The sequence below is a fragment of the Bradyrhizobium sp. USDA 4461 genome, assembly GCF_054055655.1.
On the sequence record NZ_JBSRXM010000001.1, the window covers coordinates 2,667,094 to 2,682,528 of the forward strand.

16 protein-coding genes are annotated in these 15,435 nt (G+C 65.6%); 8 read left to right on the forward strand and 8 right to left on the reverse strand.

What is annotated here, in order from left to right:
* Position 1: 1 nt before the first annotated feature.
* Positions 2-1,363 (reverse strand): sensor histidine kinase, encoded by a 1,362-nt coding sequence (locus ACVINW_RS12470; protein WP_456756380.1) that lies wholly within the window; start codon positions 1,361-1,363, stop codon positions 2-4.
* A 5-nt stretch (positions 1,364-1,368) separates the two neighbouring features.
* Positions 1,369-2,043 carry a response regulator transcription factor gene (locus ACVINW_RS12475; protein WP_456751561.1) on the reverse strand — a complete coding sequence of 225 codons (675 nt, stop codon included), beginning with the start codon at positions 2,041-2,043 and terminating at the stop codon, positions 1,369-1,371.
* 264 nt (positions 2,044-2,307) lie between these two features.
* Here ACVINW_RS12475 and ACVINW_RS12480 point away from each other — a divergent pair, with 264 nt between their 5' ends.
* The 3 genes from ACVINW_RS12480 (at position 2,308) to ACVINW_RS12490 (ending at position 4,674) form a co-directional block, all read left to right on the forward strand.
* Positions 2,308-2,886 (forward strand): class I SAM-dependent methyltransferase, encoded by a 579-nt coding sequence (locus ACVINW_RS12480; RefSeq protein ID WP_456751562.1) that lies wholly within the window; start codon positions 2,308-2,310, stop codon positions 2,884-2,886.
* 11 nt (positions 2,887-2,897) lie between these two features.
* Positions 2,898-3,557, forward strand: coding sequence for a DedA family protein (locus ACVINW_RS12485; protein ID WP_456751563.1), 660 nt, complete (start codon positions 2,898-2,900; stop codon positions 3,555-3,557).
* 76 nt (positions 3,558-3,633) lie between these two features.
* A complete protein-coding gene (locus ACVINW_RS12490) occupies positions 3,634-4,674 on the forward strand; it encodes a glycosyltransferase family 4 protein (RefSeq protein WP_456751564.1) in 1,041 nt (346 codons plus the stop codon).
* Here ACVINW_RS12490 and ACVINW_RS12495 read toward each other — a convergent pair.
* Positions 4,671-5,801 carry a threonine synthase gene (locus ACVINW_RS12495; RefSeq protein ID WP_456751565.1) on the reverse strand — a complete coding sequence of 377 codons (1,131 nt, stop codon included), beginning with the start codon at positions 5,799-5,801 and terminating at the stop codon, positions 4,671-4,673. The two genes, ACVINW_RS12490 and ACVINW_RS12495, sit on opposite strands and share 4 nt — an antisense overlap.
* A gap of 37 nt (positions 5,802-5,838) precedes the next feature.
* Positions 5,839-7,953: an acetoacetate--CoA ligase gene (locus ACVINW_RS12500; RefSeq protein WP_456751566.1), complete on the reverse strand. Its 2,115-nt coding sequence runs from the start codon at positions 7,951-7,953 to the stop codon at positions 5,839-5,841.
* Positions 7,954-8,070: 117 nt separating this feature from the next.
* Between ACVINW_RS12500 and ACVINW_RS12505 the strand changes: the two genes are divergently transcribed.
* Together ACVINW_RS12505 and ACVINW_RS12510 are read left to right on the forward strand one after the other, a co-directional pair.
* On the forward strand, positions 8,071-9,072 hold the full coding sequence (locus ACVINW_RS12505; protein WP_456751567.1) for a glycoside hydrolase family 3 N-terminal domain-containing protein: 1,002 nt from the start codon (positions 8,071-8,073) through the stop codon (positions 9,070-9,072).
* Between the two features lie 96 nt (positions 9,073-9,168).
* Positions 9,169-9,351, forward strand: a complete 183-nt coding sequence (locus ACVINW_RS12510) for a hypothetical protein (RefSeq protein ID WP_456751568.1) — start codon at positions 9,169-9,171, stop codon at positions 9,349-9,351.
* A 76-nt stretch (positions 9,352-9,427) separates the two neighbouring features.
* Here ACVINW_RS12510 and ACVINW_RS12515 read toward each other — a convergent pair whose 3' ends face one another.
* A complete protein-coding gene (locus tag ACVINW_RS12515) occupies positions 9,428-9,823 on the reverse strand; it encodes a hypothetical protein (protein ID WP_456751569.1) in 396 nt (131 codons plus the stop codon).
* A 242-nt stretch (positions 9,824-10,065) separates the two neighbouring features.
* Between ACVINW_RS12515 and ACVINW_RS12520 the strand changes: the two genes are divergently transcribed.
* Positions 10,066-10,251, forward strand: a complete 186-nt coding sequence (locus tag ACVINW_RS12520) for a hypothetical protein (RefSeq protein ID WP_456751570.1) — start codon at positions 10,066-10,068, stop codon at positions 10,249-10,251.
* 200 nt (positions 10,252-10,451) lie between these two features.
* Complete coding sequence (locus ACVINW_RS12525) at positions 10,452-11,060, forward strand: response regulator transcription factor (protein ID WP_456751571.1); 609 nt, start codon at positions 10,452-10,454, stop codon at positions 11,058-11,060.
* 31 nt (positions 11,061-11,091) lie between these two features.
* On the opposite strand, the gene ACVINW_RS12530 is transcribed toward ACVINW_RS12525, so the two are convergent.
* The 3 genes from ACVINW_RS12530 to ACVINW_RS12540 all read right to left on the reverse strand — a co-directional run bounded on the left by ACVINW_RS12530 (position 11,092) and on the right by ACVINW_RS12540 (position 12,999).
* A complete protein-coding gene (locus ACVINW_RS12530; RefSeq protein ID WP_456751572.1) occupies positions 11,092-11,340 on the reverse strand; it encodes a hypothetical protein in 249 nt (82 codons plus the stop codon).
* 98 nt (positions 11,341-11,438) lie between these two features.
* A complete protein-coding gene (locus ACVINW_RS12535) occupies positions 11,439-12,158 on the reverse strand; it encodes a Crp/Fnr family transcriptional regulator (protein ID WP_456751573.1) in 720 nt (239 codons plus the stop codon).
* A gap of 151 nt (positions 12,159-12,309) precedes the next feature.
* The gene (locus tag ACVINW_RS12540; RefSeq protein WP_456756381.1) at positions 12,310-12,999 is read right to left on the reverse strand and encodes a Crp/Fnr family transcriptional regulator; all 690 of its coding nucleotides are present in this window, start codon (positions 12,997-12,999) and stop codon (positions 12,310-12,312) included.
* A 607-nt stretch (positions 13,000-13,606) separates the two neighbouring features.
* Here ACVINW_RS12540 and ACVINW_RS12545 point away from each other — a divergent pair.
* The gene (locus ACVINW_RS12545; RefSeq protein WP_456751574.1) at positions 13,607-15,205 is read left to right on the forward strand and encodes a flagellin N-terminal helical domain-containing protein; all 1,599 of its coding nucleotides are present in this window, start codon (positions 13,607-13,609) and stop codon (positions 15,203-15,205) included.
* Positions 15,206-15,435 lie beyond the last annotated feature (230 nt).

Here is a 15,435-nt window from a genome sequence, read left to right on the forward strand (position 1 = left end):
CTCAACCCCGCAGCTCGGGGAATACCAGGCGCATGCAGGCGCCGCCGGACGGCGCCTGATCGACCTCGATGCGGCCGCCGTGCAGGCGCATGATGGTCTGCACCAGATCGAGGCCCAGGCCGGCGCCGCGTCCACCCGGATGCAGCCGGCGGAACGGCTCCAGGATCTGCTCGCGCGCGTCGGGCGGGACACCGTCGCCGTCGTCGCAGACCTCGATCCGCGCGGCTGTCGTCACCCGAACCAGGATCGTGCCGCGGCGCTGCCCGTGGTCGATGGCATTCTGCACGAGATTGGTGAGGGCGCGCTCAAGCGCGGTCTGGTCGCCGGTCACCACGACCGCGTCGTCGTCCTGCTCAAAGGACATGTCATATCCCGCCGCGAAAGCGAGCGGTGCGATGTCGAGCACGACCTGCCGCGCGACGCCGACGAGATTGACCGGGCCGAACGTGTCGGTGCGCTGGTCGAGCCGTTGCAGGTCCAATAGCTGACCGGCCATCACGCTCAGCCTTGTGGCGTCTTCGAGCAGATGGGTCTTCTCCGGACCGGCTTGCAATGAAGCGACGCGTGTCGAGAGGATCGCGATCGGCGTGCGCAGCTCGTGCGCGGCGTCGGCCAGGAAGCGGCGATGACGCTCGTAACCCCGGTCGAGCCGGTCGAGCGCGGCATTGATCGCCTTGACCAGCGGCGTGATCTCGACCGGGACGTTGTCGAGCGGCAGTTGCACGCCGCGCTGGTCGATGTCGATGCGCTCGGCCTGCGCCGCGACCTGGGCGAGGCCGGTCATGGCCCGCCGCACCACGAACGGAGTTGCGACCAGCGTCGCCAGCGTCATCAGCACGACGATCGGCAGGATCATGTTGAGGAACAGCAGCGGCGTGCTCTCCAGCGCGCGCCACATCGAAAGCTGGCCGTACGTGCCGGTCAGGATCTGGATCCGTCCGGCCGATGTGTCGACCCATTTGACGAGAGCCGCGGGCCGCATCGCCTCCGCCGCGTTCCATTTGAGCCGCGCCTCGCTGACATGATCGAGCGCTGAGGCGATCGGCGCGAACTGCGCCGGCACCGCGCCTTCGGAGATCTGGCGTCCTTCGGCATCGCGGACGATGAACCAGAGGTCGGCGTGCTCGGCGCGCAATGCGGCCAGTTCCGGCGTCTGGCGCAGCATCACGCCGCCGGATTCATCGCGCATCACGGCGTCGCGCAGCGTATCGAGCGTGCTGCCTTCGTACTCGCCGATCAAAAGCCCGGCGCGCAGCAGGCCGATCGCGGCGGCGCCGATCAGCAGAATCAGGAGGGTCAACGCGATCGCCTGCAGGCCCGCCAGGCGCCCGACCAGGCGCCAGGTGAGCGATCGCGGCCGCAGCACGCTCACGGTGTCTCCCGCAGCACATAGCCGAGGCCGCGAACGCCGTTGATCGTGACGCCGGCGTCGGCCTCGGCAAGCCTGCGGCGCAGACGCGACACATGGCTGTCCAGCGCGTTGGGCTGCACGTCATCGTCGAGGCCGTAGACCGCCTCCATCAGCGCGGAGCGCTGCACCATCCGCCCCATCCGATGCATCAGCGCCTCGAGCACCAGCCGCTCGCGGCGCGGCATCTCCAGGGCACGGCCATCGACGCTGGCCTCGCGATGGGTGAAGTCGAACGACAGGCGGCCGATCCGCACGGCGTGCTGCTGCACATTGGCGGGCCGGCGCAGCAACGCCCGCAACCGCGCCAACAGCTCCTCGAACGCAAATGGTTTGCCGAGATAATCGTCGGCGCCGCTGTCGAGGCCCGAGATGCGGTCGGCGAGCTCGCCGCGGGCGGTCAGCACCAGCACCGGCACGGCGTTGCCGCTCGCGCGCAATTTCGGGATCAGCGTCAGCCCGTCGCCGTCGGGCAATTGCCGGTCGAGCACGATCGCGTCGTAGCTTCCCGCCGCGGCAATCGCCTCGGCTTCCAGGAGATCCGGCGCATGATCGACCAGCATGTCGTGGCGCGCGAGGGCCGCACGCAGCGCCGCGACCATGTCCGGCTGGTCCTCCACCAACAGCACCCGCATTCGTCTCTATTCCTGCATCGCCTCGGCAATCGATCTGCCGGCTTTATGTCTCGTTCATTGCGGCAACCTTGCGTGTTTGTCAGCTCAAATGCGTCGCCGACCGAAATTTTTCGGGTGCGCAGATTCGCGACAGGTTGACGCAAGCTTCGCATGAGACGGAGGCGGCGCTACCGGCATCTGCAATGCGAAAGACACCTGAAATGATTTTGCCAACCGACCTCTGCCGCGCGACCGGCATCGCGCTCAACACGCGGGAGCCTCAGCATGTCGGCCGCTGACATCCTGCCGTTCTTCCGCGCCTGGATGCGCAATCCGCGGCGTGTTGCCGCGGTCGCGCCGTCCGGGCCGGCGGTCGCGTCGCTGATGGCGCAGGAGATCACGGCTGACACCGGTCCGGTGATCGAGCTCGGTCCCGGCACGGGCGTCTTTACCCAAGCCTTGCTTCGCCGTGGCGTGAGGCAGCGGGACCTGACGCTGGTCGAGTACGGCTCCGAATTCATCCCGCTGCTGCAGCGCCGCTTTCCCGGTGCGCGGGTGCTCTGGATGGATGCGGCGTGGCTGAAGCGGGAGAGGCTGTTCGAGGGAGCGCCGGTCGGTGCGGTCGTGAGCGGCCTCGGGCTTCTCATCATGCCGCCCGAAAAGGTCACGGCGATCCTCGATGGCGCCTTCGGCTATCTCCGCTCCGACGGGGCGTTCTACCAGATCACCTATGGTCCGCGCTGTCCGGTCGCCGATGCGATCCTGGATCGCCTCGATCTGCAAGCGAGCTGCATCGGGCAGACGTTCCGCAACCTGCCGCCGGCGTCCGTCTATCGGATCAGCCGCCGCCACCCCCACGCCTGATCGAGGTCGCGATGGACACGTCGAGCACGATCGCGATGTTCCTGCATTTTGGCCTGGTGGGCGTCGGCTGCCTCGCCATCGCCGAGAAGTTCATTCCGCTGTTGCCGTCCTATGTGCTGCTGATGCTGCTCGGGCTGACCGTCTCCGACGGCACGACGCTCGCGATGACGATCCTGGCGACCAGCGTCGGATCCGTCGTCGGCGCGATCGGCTGGTACGGGCTCGGCCGCACGCTCGGCTCGCGGCGCATCGATGGCTTGGTGACACGCTTTGGCAAATTCGTGCTGTTGCGGCCGTCGCTCTACCGGCAGCTCACCGACGCCTATCGCGGCAATCATTTCTGGGTGACGCTGATTGGTCAGACCCTGCCCACCGTCCGGATCTATCTGGCGCTGCCCGCCGGCGTGCTGCGGCTGGAACCGCGCGCCTTCGTGCTGGCGACGGCGATCGGTACGGTGGTCTGGAACATGCCGTTCCTCACTCTGGGCTATGCGCTGCGCGGCAGCGGCCATGATCCGGTCAGCCTCGGCTTCTGGGTCGTCGTCGTCCTGATCGCCGTGGAGGTCGGGCTGTTATTCGGATTCCGCCTCTACAGGCGCTCGCGCGCGCCGCGGCCTCTCGCGGAGCCGCTCGCGCTACCCTCGCGCTTGCCGGTGGAGGAGGGCGCATGAGGATGCTGCCGTTTCGCTTGCAGCCAGGCTCGCACGCGCGTCAACGTGTCGCCGCGGCATCGGAGGCGATCGCCTGATGCGCGTGCTGGTGGCGACCGACGCCTGGCATCCGCAGATCAATGGCGTGGTGCGTTCGCTGGAATATCTTGCCAGCGAAGCGCCATCGCTCGGCGCCGAGATCAGCTTCCTCACGCCGGCCGATTTCCGCACCGTGCCGATGCTCGGCTATCCGGAGATCCGGCTGGCGTTGCCGTCGATCGGGCGCATCGCGCGCGCGATCGCGGCCGCGCGTCCGGACTCGGTGCACATCGCGACCGAAGGCCCGATCGGCTGGATCGCCCGTCATGTCTGCCGCACGCGGGGCTATCCGTTCACCACCAGCTATCACACCCGCTTTCCCGAATATCTCGCGGCACGGCTGCCGGTGCCGCTGCGGTGGAGCTACGCGGCGTTGCGGCGTTTCCACAATGGCGGCGACGGCGTCATGGTCGGCTCGCCGTCGCTCGAGCAGGCGCTGAAGGCGCATGGCTTCCGCAAGCTGATGCCGTGGTCGCGCGGCGTCGATGCCGAGCTGTTCTGCCCCCGCGCGGAACGGCCGCTGGCTTTCCCGGCGCCGGTGTTCCTCTATGTCGGCCGCGTCGCGGTCGAGAAGAACCTCGATGCGTTTCTCGGTCTCGATTTGCCTGGCTCGAAAGTCGTGGTCGGAGATGGGCCGCTGCGCTGCAGCCTGCAAGCTCGGTTTCCGCACGCGCACTTCCTCGGCACGCGGACCGGCCGGGCGCTCGCCGATGCCTATGCGTCGGCCGACGTCATGGTTTTTCCGAGCCTGACCGATACGTTCGGCATGGTGATCCTGGAGGCGCTGGCCAGCGGCGTGCCGGTTGCGGCCTATCCGGCGATGGGGCCGCTCGACGTGATCGGTCAATCGGGCTGCGGGTGTCTCGATCACGATCTACGCCGCGCCGCGCTTGGCGCGCTGCATGTGCCGCGCGAGAAATGCCGCGCCCACGCGCTCACATTTACCTGGCAGGAAAGCGTGCGGCAGTTCCTCGACAATATCGGGCGGGCGCACGCCACGCCGGCGCGCGCAGTCGTTGCAGGATTGCAGGCTGACTAGCTGCCCAACAGCTCCGTGATCAACCCGGCGGCCTTGATCCCGGTGCCGCTGATGATGACGACGGTGCGCTCCGCGGGCCGGATCGCACCGCGCGCCTTCAGGATGTCGAGTGCGGCCGCCGCCGTGGCCGAGGTCGGCTCGACGAACAGGCCGGTCAAGGCCAGCCGCTTCAACGCGGCGACGATGCCGTCTTCGGGTATGGCGACGGTGCCGCCGCCGCTCTCCGTAAGCGCCGCGATCATCTGCTTCAGCCGCAGCGGATGCCTGATCGCGGTGCCCTCGGCGATGGTTTTGTGGACCGCGCGATCGACCGGCGTGTCGACGCCGGCGGCAAAGCTGGCATCGACCGGCGAGCAGTTGAGCGGCTGCGCCCCGAACAGACGCGGCAGCTTTTTGATCTGTCCGGCCGCCAGCAATTCCTTGAAGCCGATATAGCAGCCGAGCAGGCTGCTGCCGGCGCCGACCGGCATGACGACATTGTCGGGCGCGGTGAAGCCAAAATCTTCCCAGATCTCGTAGGCCAGCGACTTGGTGCCTTGCAGGAAGAACGGCTGCCAGTTGTGGCTGGAGTAGAAGATCTGCTTCGACTGCCGGATCGCTTCAGCCTCGGATTCCTCGCGCGGGCCTTCGACCAGCTGCACCTCGGCGCCGAAGGCGTGCATCTGCGCGACCTTCATCGGCGACGTCGTGGCGGGCGCCAGGATCTTGACCCGCATGCCGCCGGCGGCGCCATAGGCCGACACGGACGCGCCGCCATTGCCGGACGAGTCTTCCAGCACCGCGTCGACGCCGAGCTGGCGCAGCAAGGACAGCATCACCGTGGTGCCGCGATCCTTGAAGCTCGCGGTCGGATTGAACCATTCGAGCTTGAAATGCGGCCGCAGATCGTCCCATTGCTTCTCGACCGCCGGGGTGCAGCCTTCGCCCATCGTGATCGGCTGCCTGATCTCGACCGGCAGCGCCGCGCGGTAACGCCACAGCGACCGCGTCCCGCGCTCGACGTCGTCGCGGGAAATGCCCGGCAGCGGCGTGACGAGCAACGGCTTGCCCTCGTCGGAGCACCAGCGCGGCACGTCCAGCGGGTAGAGCTTACCGTTGAGCGGGTCGATGTAGCTGGGTGATGGCATGTCGTTAGATCCTGAACACATTTGGCCTGTGCCGGCGTTACGCCGCGCCGGCCCGCTTGCTGAGATAGGTCTTTGCGAAGTCGAGATACCAGTCGAGGCATCCGGGATTGGCCATCGCGTCGCGGTTGATCACCTTTTCGATCGCATGGCCGAGCAGGAGTTTCTTGACCGGCAGCTCCTGCTTCTTGCCGGACAGCGTGCGCGGAATTTCCGCCACCGCGAAGATGTCGTTGGGCAGGAAGCGGCGCGACAGCCCGGCTTCCACCGCCTTGTTGATCTTCGCCTTCATCGCGGCATCCAGCGCAACGCCGTCGCGCAGCACCACGAACAGCGGCATGTAGCTGTCGCGGCCGAGATATTCGAGGTCGACGACCAGCGAATCCAGCACCTCCGGCAGCGCTTCGATCGCCGAATAGAGCTCGCTGGTGCCCATCCGCAAGCCATGGCGGTTGATGGTGGCATCGCTGCGACCGTAGATCACGCAGGAGCCGTCGGGATTGATTTTCAGCCAGTCGCCGTGCCGCCACACCGGGCCGCGGCCTGAGCCGTCGAAATTGTCGGGGTAGGTTTCGAAATAGCTCGACAGATAGCGCGCATTGTCGGGATCGTTCCAGAACCGCAGCGGCATCGAGGGCAGCGGCTCGGTGCAGACCAGCTCGCCGACCTCGTCGATCACGGCGCGGCCCTGCTCGTCGAACGCGTCCACCGCGCAGCCGAGCAGGCGGCATTGCATGATGCCCGGCGTCTGCGGCAATTCGCGATTGCCGCCGATGAAGGCGCCGGCGAAATCGGTGCCGCCGGAAATATTGGCCCACCACATCTCGGCCTGCGCGGCGTTGCCGTTGCGCTGCGCAAGCGCGGCGAAGCGTTCGTTGAACCAGGCTTGGGTATCGGCTGAAAGCGGCGAGCCGGTCGAGCCGAGCGTGCGCAGGGCCGAGAGGTCGCCGACAGCGGCCAGATCGATCTCCGCCTTGGTGCAATTGGCGAAGAACGCCGCGCCGGCGCCGAAGAAGGTCGCCTTGGCATCGGCGACGAAGCGCCACAGCGTGGTCCAGTCCGGCTTGTCTTTGGTGCCGCCGGGGCTGCCGTCGAAGATGCAGCAGGTGGTGCCGTTGAGCAGGCCGTTGGCCTGGCAATTCCACATGATCCAGCCGGTCGACGAGTACCAGTGGAAGCGTTCGCCGAACGAATTCGGATGGTAGCTGCAGCCGACGTCGTTGTGCAGCGTCGACAGCGGCAGCGCCACGACGATGATGCCGCCATGGCTGTGCAGGATCGGCTTCGGCAATCCCGTGGTGCCCGAGGAATACACGATCCAGAGCGGATGATCGAACGGCAGCCATTCCGGCTCGAAGGCATCGATCTCCGCGCTCTGGTCGGCGAGGATCGACGACAATCGTGTTTCCGACGGTACAGCGTCGTCGCTGTGCAGGATGACATGCTGCACGGTCGGCAGCGCGCGCCGCAGCTCTGCGATCACACCCTGCCGATCATGGCGCCTGCCCGCATAGATCACGGCGTCGCAGGCGATCAGCACCTTCGGCTCGATCTGCTTGAAGCGGTCGATCACCGCGGGCGCCGCCATGTCGGGCGCGCAGACGCTCCAGATCGCCCCCAAGCTCGCCGTCGCGAGGAAGGCGATGATCGTCTCCGGGATGTTCGGCAGGTACGCCGCGACCCGGTCGCCGGCGCGGACGCCCTTGGCCTTCAGATGCAACGCCAGCGCCGCCGATTTGCGCTTGAGCTCGGGCCAGCTGGTCTCCGTGAGCTTGCCGTCCTCGCCGCTCGCGATCAGCGCCGGCAGCCCGGCGGCATGCGCCGGCCCGACATGGCGGAAGACCTGGCGGGCATAATTCACCGAAGCGCCGGGAAACCACACCGCGCCCGGCATCTTGCGGTCGGCCAGCACCGCAGTGTGCGGCGTCGGCGAGCGCAGGTCGAAATAATCCCAGACACTCTGCCAGAAGCCGTCGATATCGGTGACCGACCAGCGCCGCATCGCCTCGAAATCCGCAAATTCGAGCCCGCGGGTCTGCTTCAGCCATTGCCGGTAAAGGGCCATTTGCGGGACGTAAGGTGCGGTCATGGGCGGTTTCCGAAACTTTCTTGTGTTGTGGCATGCGCCATCTGGCGTGCCGGCGTCTCTTAACATAGGGATGCGAGCACGGCGAACGCAGCGGTCCCGCGGCCTGCGTCATATTCTTGACCCCCTGCGGCGTGCTATTCCGTCGGTACGGGCTGATTCCATGCCTGTCGGAGTGGAGCGGCCATGTCCGTCGGCGAACTCTTCATCCTCGGCTTCCACGGCAAGATCATTCCGTCCTGGCTGACCGAATTCGCCGCGCAGTTCGGGCTCGGTGGCGTGATCCTGTTCGATTACTCCTGCCAGACCCGGCAATACGACAACAACATCGCCTCGCCCGCGCAGCTGCAATCGCTCTGCGCCGAGATCGCAGGCCTGCCGTCACAGCCGCTGGTCTTCATCGACCAGGAGGGCGGCCTGGTGCGCCGGCTCAAGGAGGGGCCGGGCTTTCAGCCGCTGCCGAGCGCGAAGGATTTCAACCGGCTCGCCACGTCGGATAAGCAGGCCATCCTGGCCGCAAGCTATGGTGAGCTGCGCCGGCTCGGCATCCGCTACAATTTCGCGCCGGTCATCGACGTCGATTTCAACCCTGACAATCCCAACATCGGCAAGATCAAGCGGTCCTATTCGTCCGATATCGCCGAGGTGGCGGCCCACGCCCGCCTGGTCGACGCCGCGGCGCGGCAGGCGGGCGTGGGCCTTTGCCTGAAGCATTACCCCGGCATCGGCGGCGCGTGCGTCGATTCCCATCTGGAGTTCATGGATATTTCCGATGCGCTGCGGCCGGAGCAGGAGGAGCTGTTCTATGCGCTGGCGCCGCAGATCCATGGCGACGCGGTGCTGGTCAGCCACGCCATCGTCCGCCAGTGGGACGCGCAGCATCCGATGACGTTGTCGCCGGCCGGGATCGGCCGGCTTCGCCACCGCCTGCCCGAGACGCTGCTGATCACCGACGACATGCAGATGCAGGGCTTGCAGAAGGCGCTCGGCACAGGCGCGGCCAGCCTGCAGGCGATCGCCGCCGGCCTCGACATGATCTGCATCGGCAATAATCTGCTCGACCAGGAGCGGGAGATGGCCGGCATCGCCGCCGCAGTCGCGGGTGCAGTGCAGGACGGATCACTGGATCGGGCCGCGGTGCAACGCTCCATTGCGCGGGTGCAAAAGCGCAAGGCACTGCTCGCCTGATTGCGCTGAACCAATTTTTGCGCCGGCCGACCACAAGGAGCGGAACCAAATTTCATTACCGCGATTTAACAGTGACGCTCATCGGGGCTAACAACCATGAAGATGCTCAAGCGTCTCTTCCGATTGACCTGGCTACGCCGCGACCCACGCGGCTCGGCCGACGTCCCGCCTGCCTCCATCGATTCCGACGAATTCACGCGTCTGCTGTGCAGCGGGCGTGCCGAGGATTTGCGGATCCTGGCCAAGCGGCTGAGCCAACGCTCGCGCGCCCACGCCTAGGCGGCGGATCGAATCCACAATGGTGAGCCGGTTCTCGGCGGAGCCGGCGTGCGGTCGCAGCTCCTGATCCGATCGGTTACTGCTTCGCCTTGTCGTGATTGCCGATCCCGACCGCCTTGTAGTCGTAGGTCGGATAGAATTCGGTGTGATAGGCACCCCAGGCACTGTTCTCGATGACACGGTTGACCTCGCGCAGCCGCGAGGCCGGCAGCCGCAGCGTCACCACCTGGCCGACACCCATCATCACATACCAGCTGACGACCTCGACGCCGTCGGGCGGGAACGCTTTGTAGAAGCCCTGCCGTTCGAGCTGCGCGTTGAGTTCGCTGAGCGGGCGTGACTGATCGTGCTTGAAGAAGATGGTGACCATGACGGCGTTGTCAGGTGTCGGTGCAGCGTTGATGGTCGGCGGCGTCTCGGCCTGCGCACCGGCGCCGGCCATCAGTGCAGCGGCGAGCGCCGCAATCGCCATCCAGGACCCGTGTCGCCCGTTTCGCCCTCGCTTCATGGCCGCACCCTTTGTTGTTGGTCGAGAGGCGGCGATCATCGCGGCGCGTGCCGGGGCTGTAAATTGACATTCACCTGAGCGGATGGCCGTCCGCTGCTCCCGGCGGGTCACTCGCTGCTCTCTTGCCGCCTTGGGCCGATGTGAACCGGCTCATATGCGCGCGCTCAAGCGTGCGGTAAGGCGAGGCCATCCCGATGCCCAGAGGGATGATCGATGACGACCCGGCGAATGGCGTATTGGTGGCTCAGGTTCGTTCTTTCGGGGCGGTTCCTGCAGAAATTCCTGCGGCTCCGGCGCCCGTGACCTCCGGTCCGCGGGGCGGCGACAGCACGGCCGCACTGGCCGCGCTGGAACGCGGCGGCCAAACGATAATGGTCAATGTCGATCTGTGAAGCCGCCCGGGAATCGGGCGGCGCCCTGCATCCCGTAAGAATACTGTAATTCGACTCAAATATGCGAGATTCGTTGCCAAATCAGCGGTAATCTGCGCCTCCTCGACCGGTCGGGGCCCGAGGTCACAGTTGCGTCACCCGTAGTTCTACGGAGTCCCGTGTTAACGCAGCCACAAGTTCACCTTCGGTAAACCATACTTATGACGCAACATGACAATCGAGCCGAGGCGCGCCTCCCGACATGGACGGGTGGAACTGCGACGCTCGAGACCCAGTCGGCCGAACTCCAGGGGGCTGCTGCACCGCGACCCCAGCCGAGCCCGGACGCCGGTGCCGCGATCGTCCGGCAGTTCAACGGGCCCGTGACGGCGCTGCTGCTCTATATGAACGAGCTCAAACAGCACAGCCAGCAATTCGCGCACGCGCCCGGCAACGGCGTCTATCTGCGCCAGGTGATCGAGAACGCGCTCGAGCAGACCGAGCGGGTGTCTGCGATGCTGAAGCAGATTTCCAGTCTCTATCCGAATGTCGTTCCGGTTACCGACCTCAAGCCGCAGGGCGACGACAAGCCGGCAGGCTCACGGTCGCCGGACGTCATGTTCGCGCCGGAAGCCGGCCGCAAACCATTGACCAAGCGCGAGCGTGAGGTGCTCAGCCTGATCAGCGATGGCTATTCCAACAAGCAGGGCGCGTTGCGGATGAACATCAGCCCGCGCACCTTCGAGAGCCATCGCGCCGAGGCCATGCGCAAGCTCGGTGCGCGCAACACCGCGGATCTGGTCCGCAAGGCTTTGTTGCATTCCGCCTGAGCGGTGAATCCGGTTTCGTCCGAACCCGTTTTCAAAAATCGTCTTTGGCGGCGAAGCACAGGCGCGGCGCGAGCCGCACGGGTGCGGCAGCCGCTTTCGGCTCCTCCGGAACGATCGTGACCACCCATGCGGCGGTCGCGCCCGACTTGCTTTCGACAATCGCGCGGACGCGTCCGGTGACGGTCGCGCCGGCCGACCGGACGGTGGCGGTTCGGCCGTTGAACTGGGCCATGCGGAAGCGCCGGGCTTCCTTCCGGTCGGTCGTCTCGTAAGTGAACATCGGCTCCCCCGTGCGTCCATGCGACTGTGGGGATTCAGCGTTATCCGACGGTGAAAATCGCACGCCGTAGAAGTACGGCTCGGGCGTCGGTTCGGGCCCTAACCGCCGACCTCCTGGCAACTCAGCAGTCCCGCATACTGCGCCTTGACCGTGGCGTAGCATTCGCACGCGGTCCGGCTCAGGCCATCCGCGTTGGTGATCTCGATGTGCCCGCGGCTGTAGTGGATGAAATTCGCCTGCTGCAAAGTATGGGCGACCAGCGACACGCTGTTGCGGCGCGCGCCGATCATCTGCGCCATCATCTCCTGCGTCAGGACGATCTTGTTGCTGCCGGAGAGATCGCGGGTTTGCAGCAGGCATCGCGCCAATCTTGATTCCACAGTGTGCACGGCGTTGCACCCGGCGGTCTGCTGGATTTGGGCATAGACGGCGAGACCATGCCGAATCAGCATCGCGCGCAACGTCGGACTCGCCGCGGCGGCGGCCCGCAAGGCTTTGACCTCGATCGTGGAGGTCACGCCCGGCACCAGGGCCACGGCGCTGCTCAGCGTGGGCGCCTCACCAAGCCCCGCGAATGCACCATAGATGCTGTCGCGGCCGACCATGGCGACCTGGACGCGCTCGCCTCGGCCGAGCTTGACCACCAGCGAGATCACGCCCTTGTGCGGCATATATGTCAGCTGGAGCAACTCGTCGGCCTCGACCAGCACCGAATCGGTGGCGAGCTCGGTGGTCCGCAGATGCGGCCGGATCAGCTCGAAATCGTTCGCGGAGAGCGACGACAGGAATCCGTTGGGTGATCGCGGAACCTTATCCAAAGCAACCTCCTGCCTGCCGGCAAAGCTTGTCTCTGGTCACCAGGGCTGATGCGTGCAGCTGGACGTCCTTGCAACTTATTCTGGCACGTCTCGGTTCCAATGGAAACATATCTTGGTTCCATAAGGAACATGCCAATCGCCGCAGGCGGCGTTATCCGCGGCCGGAATCGTCCGGTCCGATCAATTGTTCGGCGTGCGCCTTGACGGCCGCATAGCACTCACACGCGGCCTTCCGCAGACCGTCGATATCGGTGATTTCGATATGACCGCGGCTGTAGCGCAAGATGCCGGCCTGCTGGAACCCATGCGCGACGATCGAAACCGCGTTGCGCCGCACGCCGATCATCTGGGCCAGCATCTCTTGGGTCAACCGCAATGCCTCGCTGCCGCACAGATCGCGCGCACGCAGCAGCCAGCGTGACAGCCGTGCTTCCACCGGATGCGAGACGTTGCATGCCACCGATTGCTGCGTCTGCGCCATCAGCGCCTGCTCGTAGAGCGCGACCAGGGTCCGGAAATCCGCGCTGTGATCTGCCGCCTCGCGGAAGTCCTCCGCTCTCAGCATCGAGGCCGTGCCCGGCACCACGACGATCGCGTCGGCGAGCAGCGGCCGGTCATGCAGGGCGGCGGATGCGCCGACGATGCCGTCGCGACCGATGGTTGCAATCTCAACAGATTGCCCGTCGGACAGATTGACCATCATCGAGACCAGGCCGCCATGCGGGAAGTAGACCCGCTGCACCGGTGCCCCGGCTTCGGCGAGTACCGCTTCCTTGGTGAGGTCGACCGTTTCGAGAAAGGGATGAAGTTGCGCGTACTCCGCGGAGGGAAGTGCTTGCAACAGACGATTGGGCGGGGACGATACCGCAGACATTGGAGCTCCTGCCGAGGGCGGGAGCACTATGGTCTCGCATCACCTACTCTTGGCGCGTGGTCAGCGACCATAGCTTGCCTGTTTAATTGCACAAGGGTTGTGGTGCGAACCTCAGAGGTTGTGGCGCGAACCTTATACCCGCTAGGAGGCAGACGGTCCGCGTCGCATCGGCCTCTGCGGCAGTCGTCGATTCGATCGACAGGCGTCGCGGACGATAGGGTTGCGGCATTGTCTCGCATTTGTTGATTTTCATTAACTCTTATGCGTGTCCGATCACGCATCGACATGATTGCGATTGCGGCATTCGACGCGTCCGATCGGCGGCGCCGGGATTCTGCAAGTTACGCAAATGCGAGGACAAATTCGTCGTCGCGAGGCGGATCCGGCGGCGGATATGCGCCGCTCCGCGCAACGCTACATCGTCACACCGTAGAATTACCGGCAAGGCCATTCTGGGTATTTGTACGGAGCAGCCCTTTAACGAACGGGTAGCGCGGACGGACCAGTGTGGCAGCGGTCGCCGTGCGAAATTTACGGCGTCGCGTCAATCGTGTTCATCCAGAAGGGTATCAGTATGTCCGGCATCGTCCTCTCGGCATCGGTTCGTCAAAATCTGCTTTCGCTGCAGTCGACGGCCGATCTGCTCGCCACCACGCAGAACCGCTTGTCCACCGGCAAGAAGGTCAACACCGCTCTCGACAATCCGACCAACTTCTTCACGGCGCAGTCGCTCGACAACCGCGCCAGCGACATCAACAACCTGCTGGACGGCATCGGCAACGGCGTGCAGGTGCTGCAGGCCGCCAACACCGGCATCACCTCGCTGCAGAAGCTCGTCGACAGCGCCAAGTCGGTCGCCAACCAGGCCCTGCAGGCTGCAGTCGGCTATTCCGCGAAGTCGCAGGTGACGACCGCCGTGATCACCGGCGCCACCACCGACGATATCCGCGGCACCGCCACCTACAGCAGCGCCACCCTCGCTGGTTCGGTCGTCAACAACAATCTCACGACTCCCGCGCCGATCACGGCTGCGACCAAGCTCGTGAGTGCGACCAACTCCGATACCCTGGCGGCGACCCCGACCGGTGTGATCAACGTCAACGGCAAGACGATCTCGTTCTCGACCTCGCAGACCACGTCGACGACCGACTCGGCCGGCAACGTGACCCTCGGCACCGGCGCGGGCAGCACCCTGACGGTCGGCGACCTGCTCACCGCGATCGACGGCATCACCGGTGCGACCACCGCCTCCACCGTGTCGGCTGGCGCGCTCCAGATCAGCACCGGCATCAACCAGGATCTCAACATCTCCGGCGCGGGACTGGCTGCCTTCGGTCTTACCGCCGGAACCACGGCACGCACCGTCGCAACGCCGTCGCCGCTCAACGGCCTGACGCTGACGATCGGTGCGACCGGTAACGGCACCGCCACCAACATCACATTCGGCAGCGGTGCGGGCCAGGTGAAGTCGCTCAACGACCTGAACAACGCCCTGTCGGCCAACAACCTGCAGGCGTCGCTCAGCGCCAGCGGTGCGCTCACCATCAGCACCACCAACGATGCTGCCTCCGCGACCATCGGCACGATCGGTGGCACGGCAGCGGCCTCCGGCAAGCTGTTCAACGGCCTCGCGGGCAGCGCCCCGGTGCAGGATCCGAACGGGCTCGCCAACCGCGCCAACCTGGTCAACCAGTACAACAACATCCTGGATCAGATCACCACGACTGCCCAGGACGCGTCGTACAACGGCATCAACCTGCTCAATGGCGACCAGCTCAAGCTGACCTTCAACGAGACGGGCTCCTCGACGCTGAAGATCCAGGGCGTGACCTTCGACGCCTCCGGCCTCAACCTCACCAAGCTGGTGGCCGGCACGGACTTCATCGACAACGCCTCGGCCAATGCCACGCTGAAGACGCTGAACAACGCCAGCGGCCTGCTGCGCACCCAGGCTTCGACCCTCGGTTCGAACCTGTCGATCGTGCAGATCCGCCAGGACTTCTCGAAGAACCTGATCAACGTGCTGCAGACCGGCTCGTCGAACCTGACGCTGGCCGACACCAACGAGGAAGCGGCCAACAGCCAGGCGCTGTCGACCCGCCAGTCGATCGCGGTGTCCGCGCTGGCGCTGGCCAACCAGTCGCAGCAGAGCGTTCTGCAGCTGCTCCGCTAAGCGTAGCCGCAACAGACAACTGGTATCGAGGCGGCGGAGGAAACTCCGCCGCCTTTGTTTTAGCCGCGCTTAACCATCCCGCCGGCTTCAACCAGCAGGCGATCGCGTTTGATGCCGGCGAATGTCGGCGCCGCAAACGTTTCGCTCGGCTTAGCGGGACCGTGATTCCATTTGATTCAAATTGCGATGACCGGTGGAACGGGCTCTTTCCCGTCGGGGTGGTAAGGGCC

Bases quoted from the DNA above. Each gene is read 5' to 3' on its own strand.
- ACVINW_RS12475 (WP_456751561.1), bottom strand. From the start codon at position 2,043: ATGCGGGTGCTGTTGGTGGAGGACCAGCCGGACATGGTCGCGGCGCTG.
- ACVINW_RS12480 (WP_456751562.1), top strand. From the start codon at position 2,308: ATGTCGGCCGCTGACATCCTGCCGTTCTTCCGCGCCTGGATGCGCAAT.
- ACVINW_RS12485 (WP_456751563.1), top strand. From the start codon at position 2,898: ATGGACACGTCGAGCACGATCGCGATGTTCCTGCATTTTGGCCTGGTG.
- ACVINW_RS12490 (WP_456751564.1), top strand. From the start codon at position 3,634: ATGCGCGTGCTGGTGGCGACCGACGCCTGGCATCCGCAGATCAATGGC.
- ACVINW_RS12495 (WP_456751565.1), bottom strand. From the start codon at position 5,801: ATGCCATCACCCAGCTACATCGACCCGCTCAACGGTAAGCTCTACCCG.
- ACVINW_RS12500 (WP_456751566.1), bottom strand. From the start codon at position 7,953: ATGTTAAGAGACGCCGGCACGCCAGATGGCGCATGCCACAACACAAGA.
- ACVINW_RS12505 (WP_456751567.1), top strand. From the start codon at position 8,071: ATGTCCGTCGGCGAACTCTTCATCCTCGGCTTCCACGGCAAGATCATT.
- ACVINW_RS12510 (WP_456751568.1), top strand. From the start codon at position 9,169: ATGAAGATGCTCAAGCGTCTCTTCCGATTGACCTGGCTACGCCGCGAC.
- ACVINW_RS12515 (WP_456751569.1), bottom strand. From the start codon at position 9,823: ATGGCGATTGCGGCGCTCGCCGCTGCACTGATGGCCGGCGCCGGTGCG.
- ACVINW_RS12520 (WP_456751570.1), top strand. From the start codon at position 10,066: ATGATCGATGACGACCCGGCGAATGGCGTATTGGTGGCTCAGGTTCGT.
- ACVINW_RS12525 (WP_456751571.1), top strand. From the start codon at position 10,452: ATGACGCAACATGACAATCGAGCCGAGGCGCGCCTCCCGACATGGACG.
- ACVINW_RS12530 (WP_456751572.1), bottom strand. From the start codon at position 11,340: ATGTTCACTTACGAGACGACCGACCGGAAGGAAGCCCGGCGCTTCCGC.
- ACVINW_RS12545 (WP_456751574.1), top strand. From the start codon at position 13,607: ATGTCCGGCATCGTCCTCTCGGCATCGGTTCGTCAAAATCTGCTTTCG.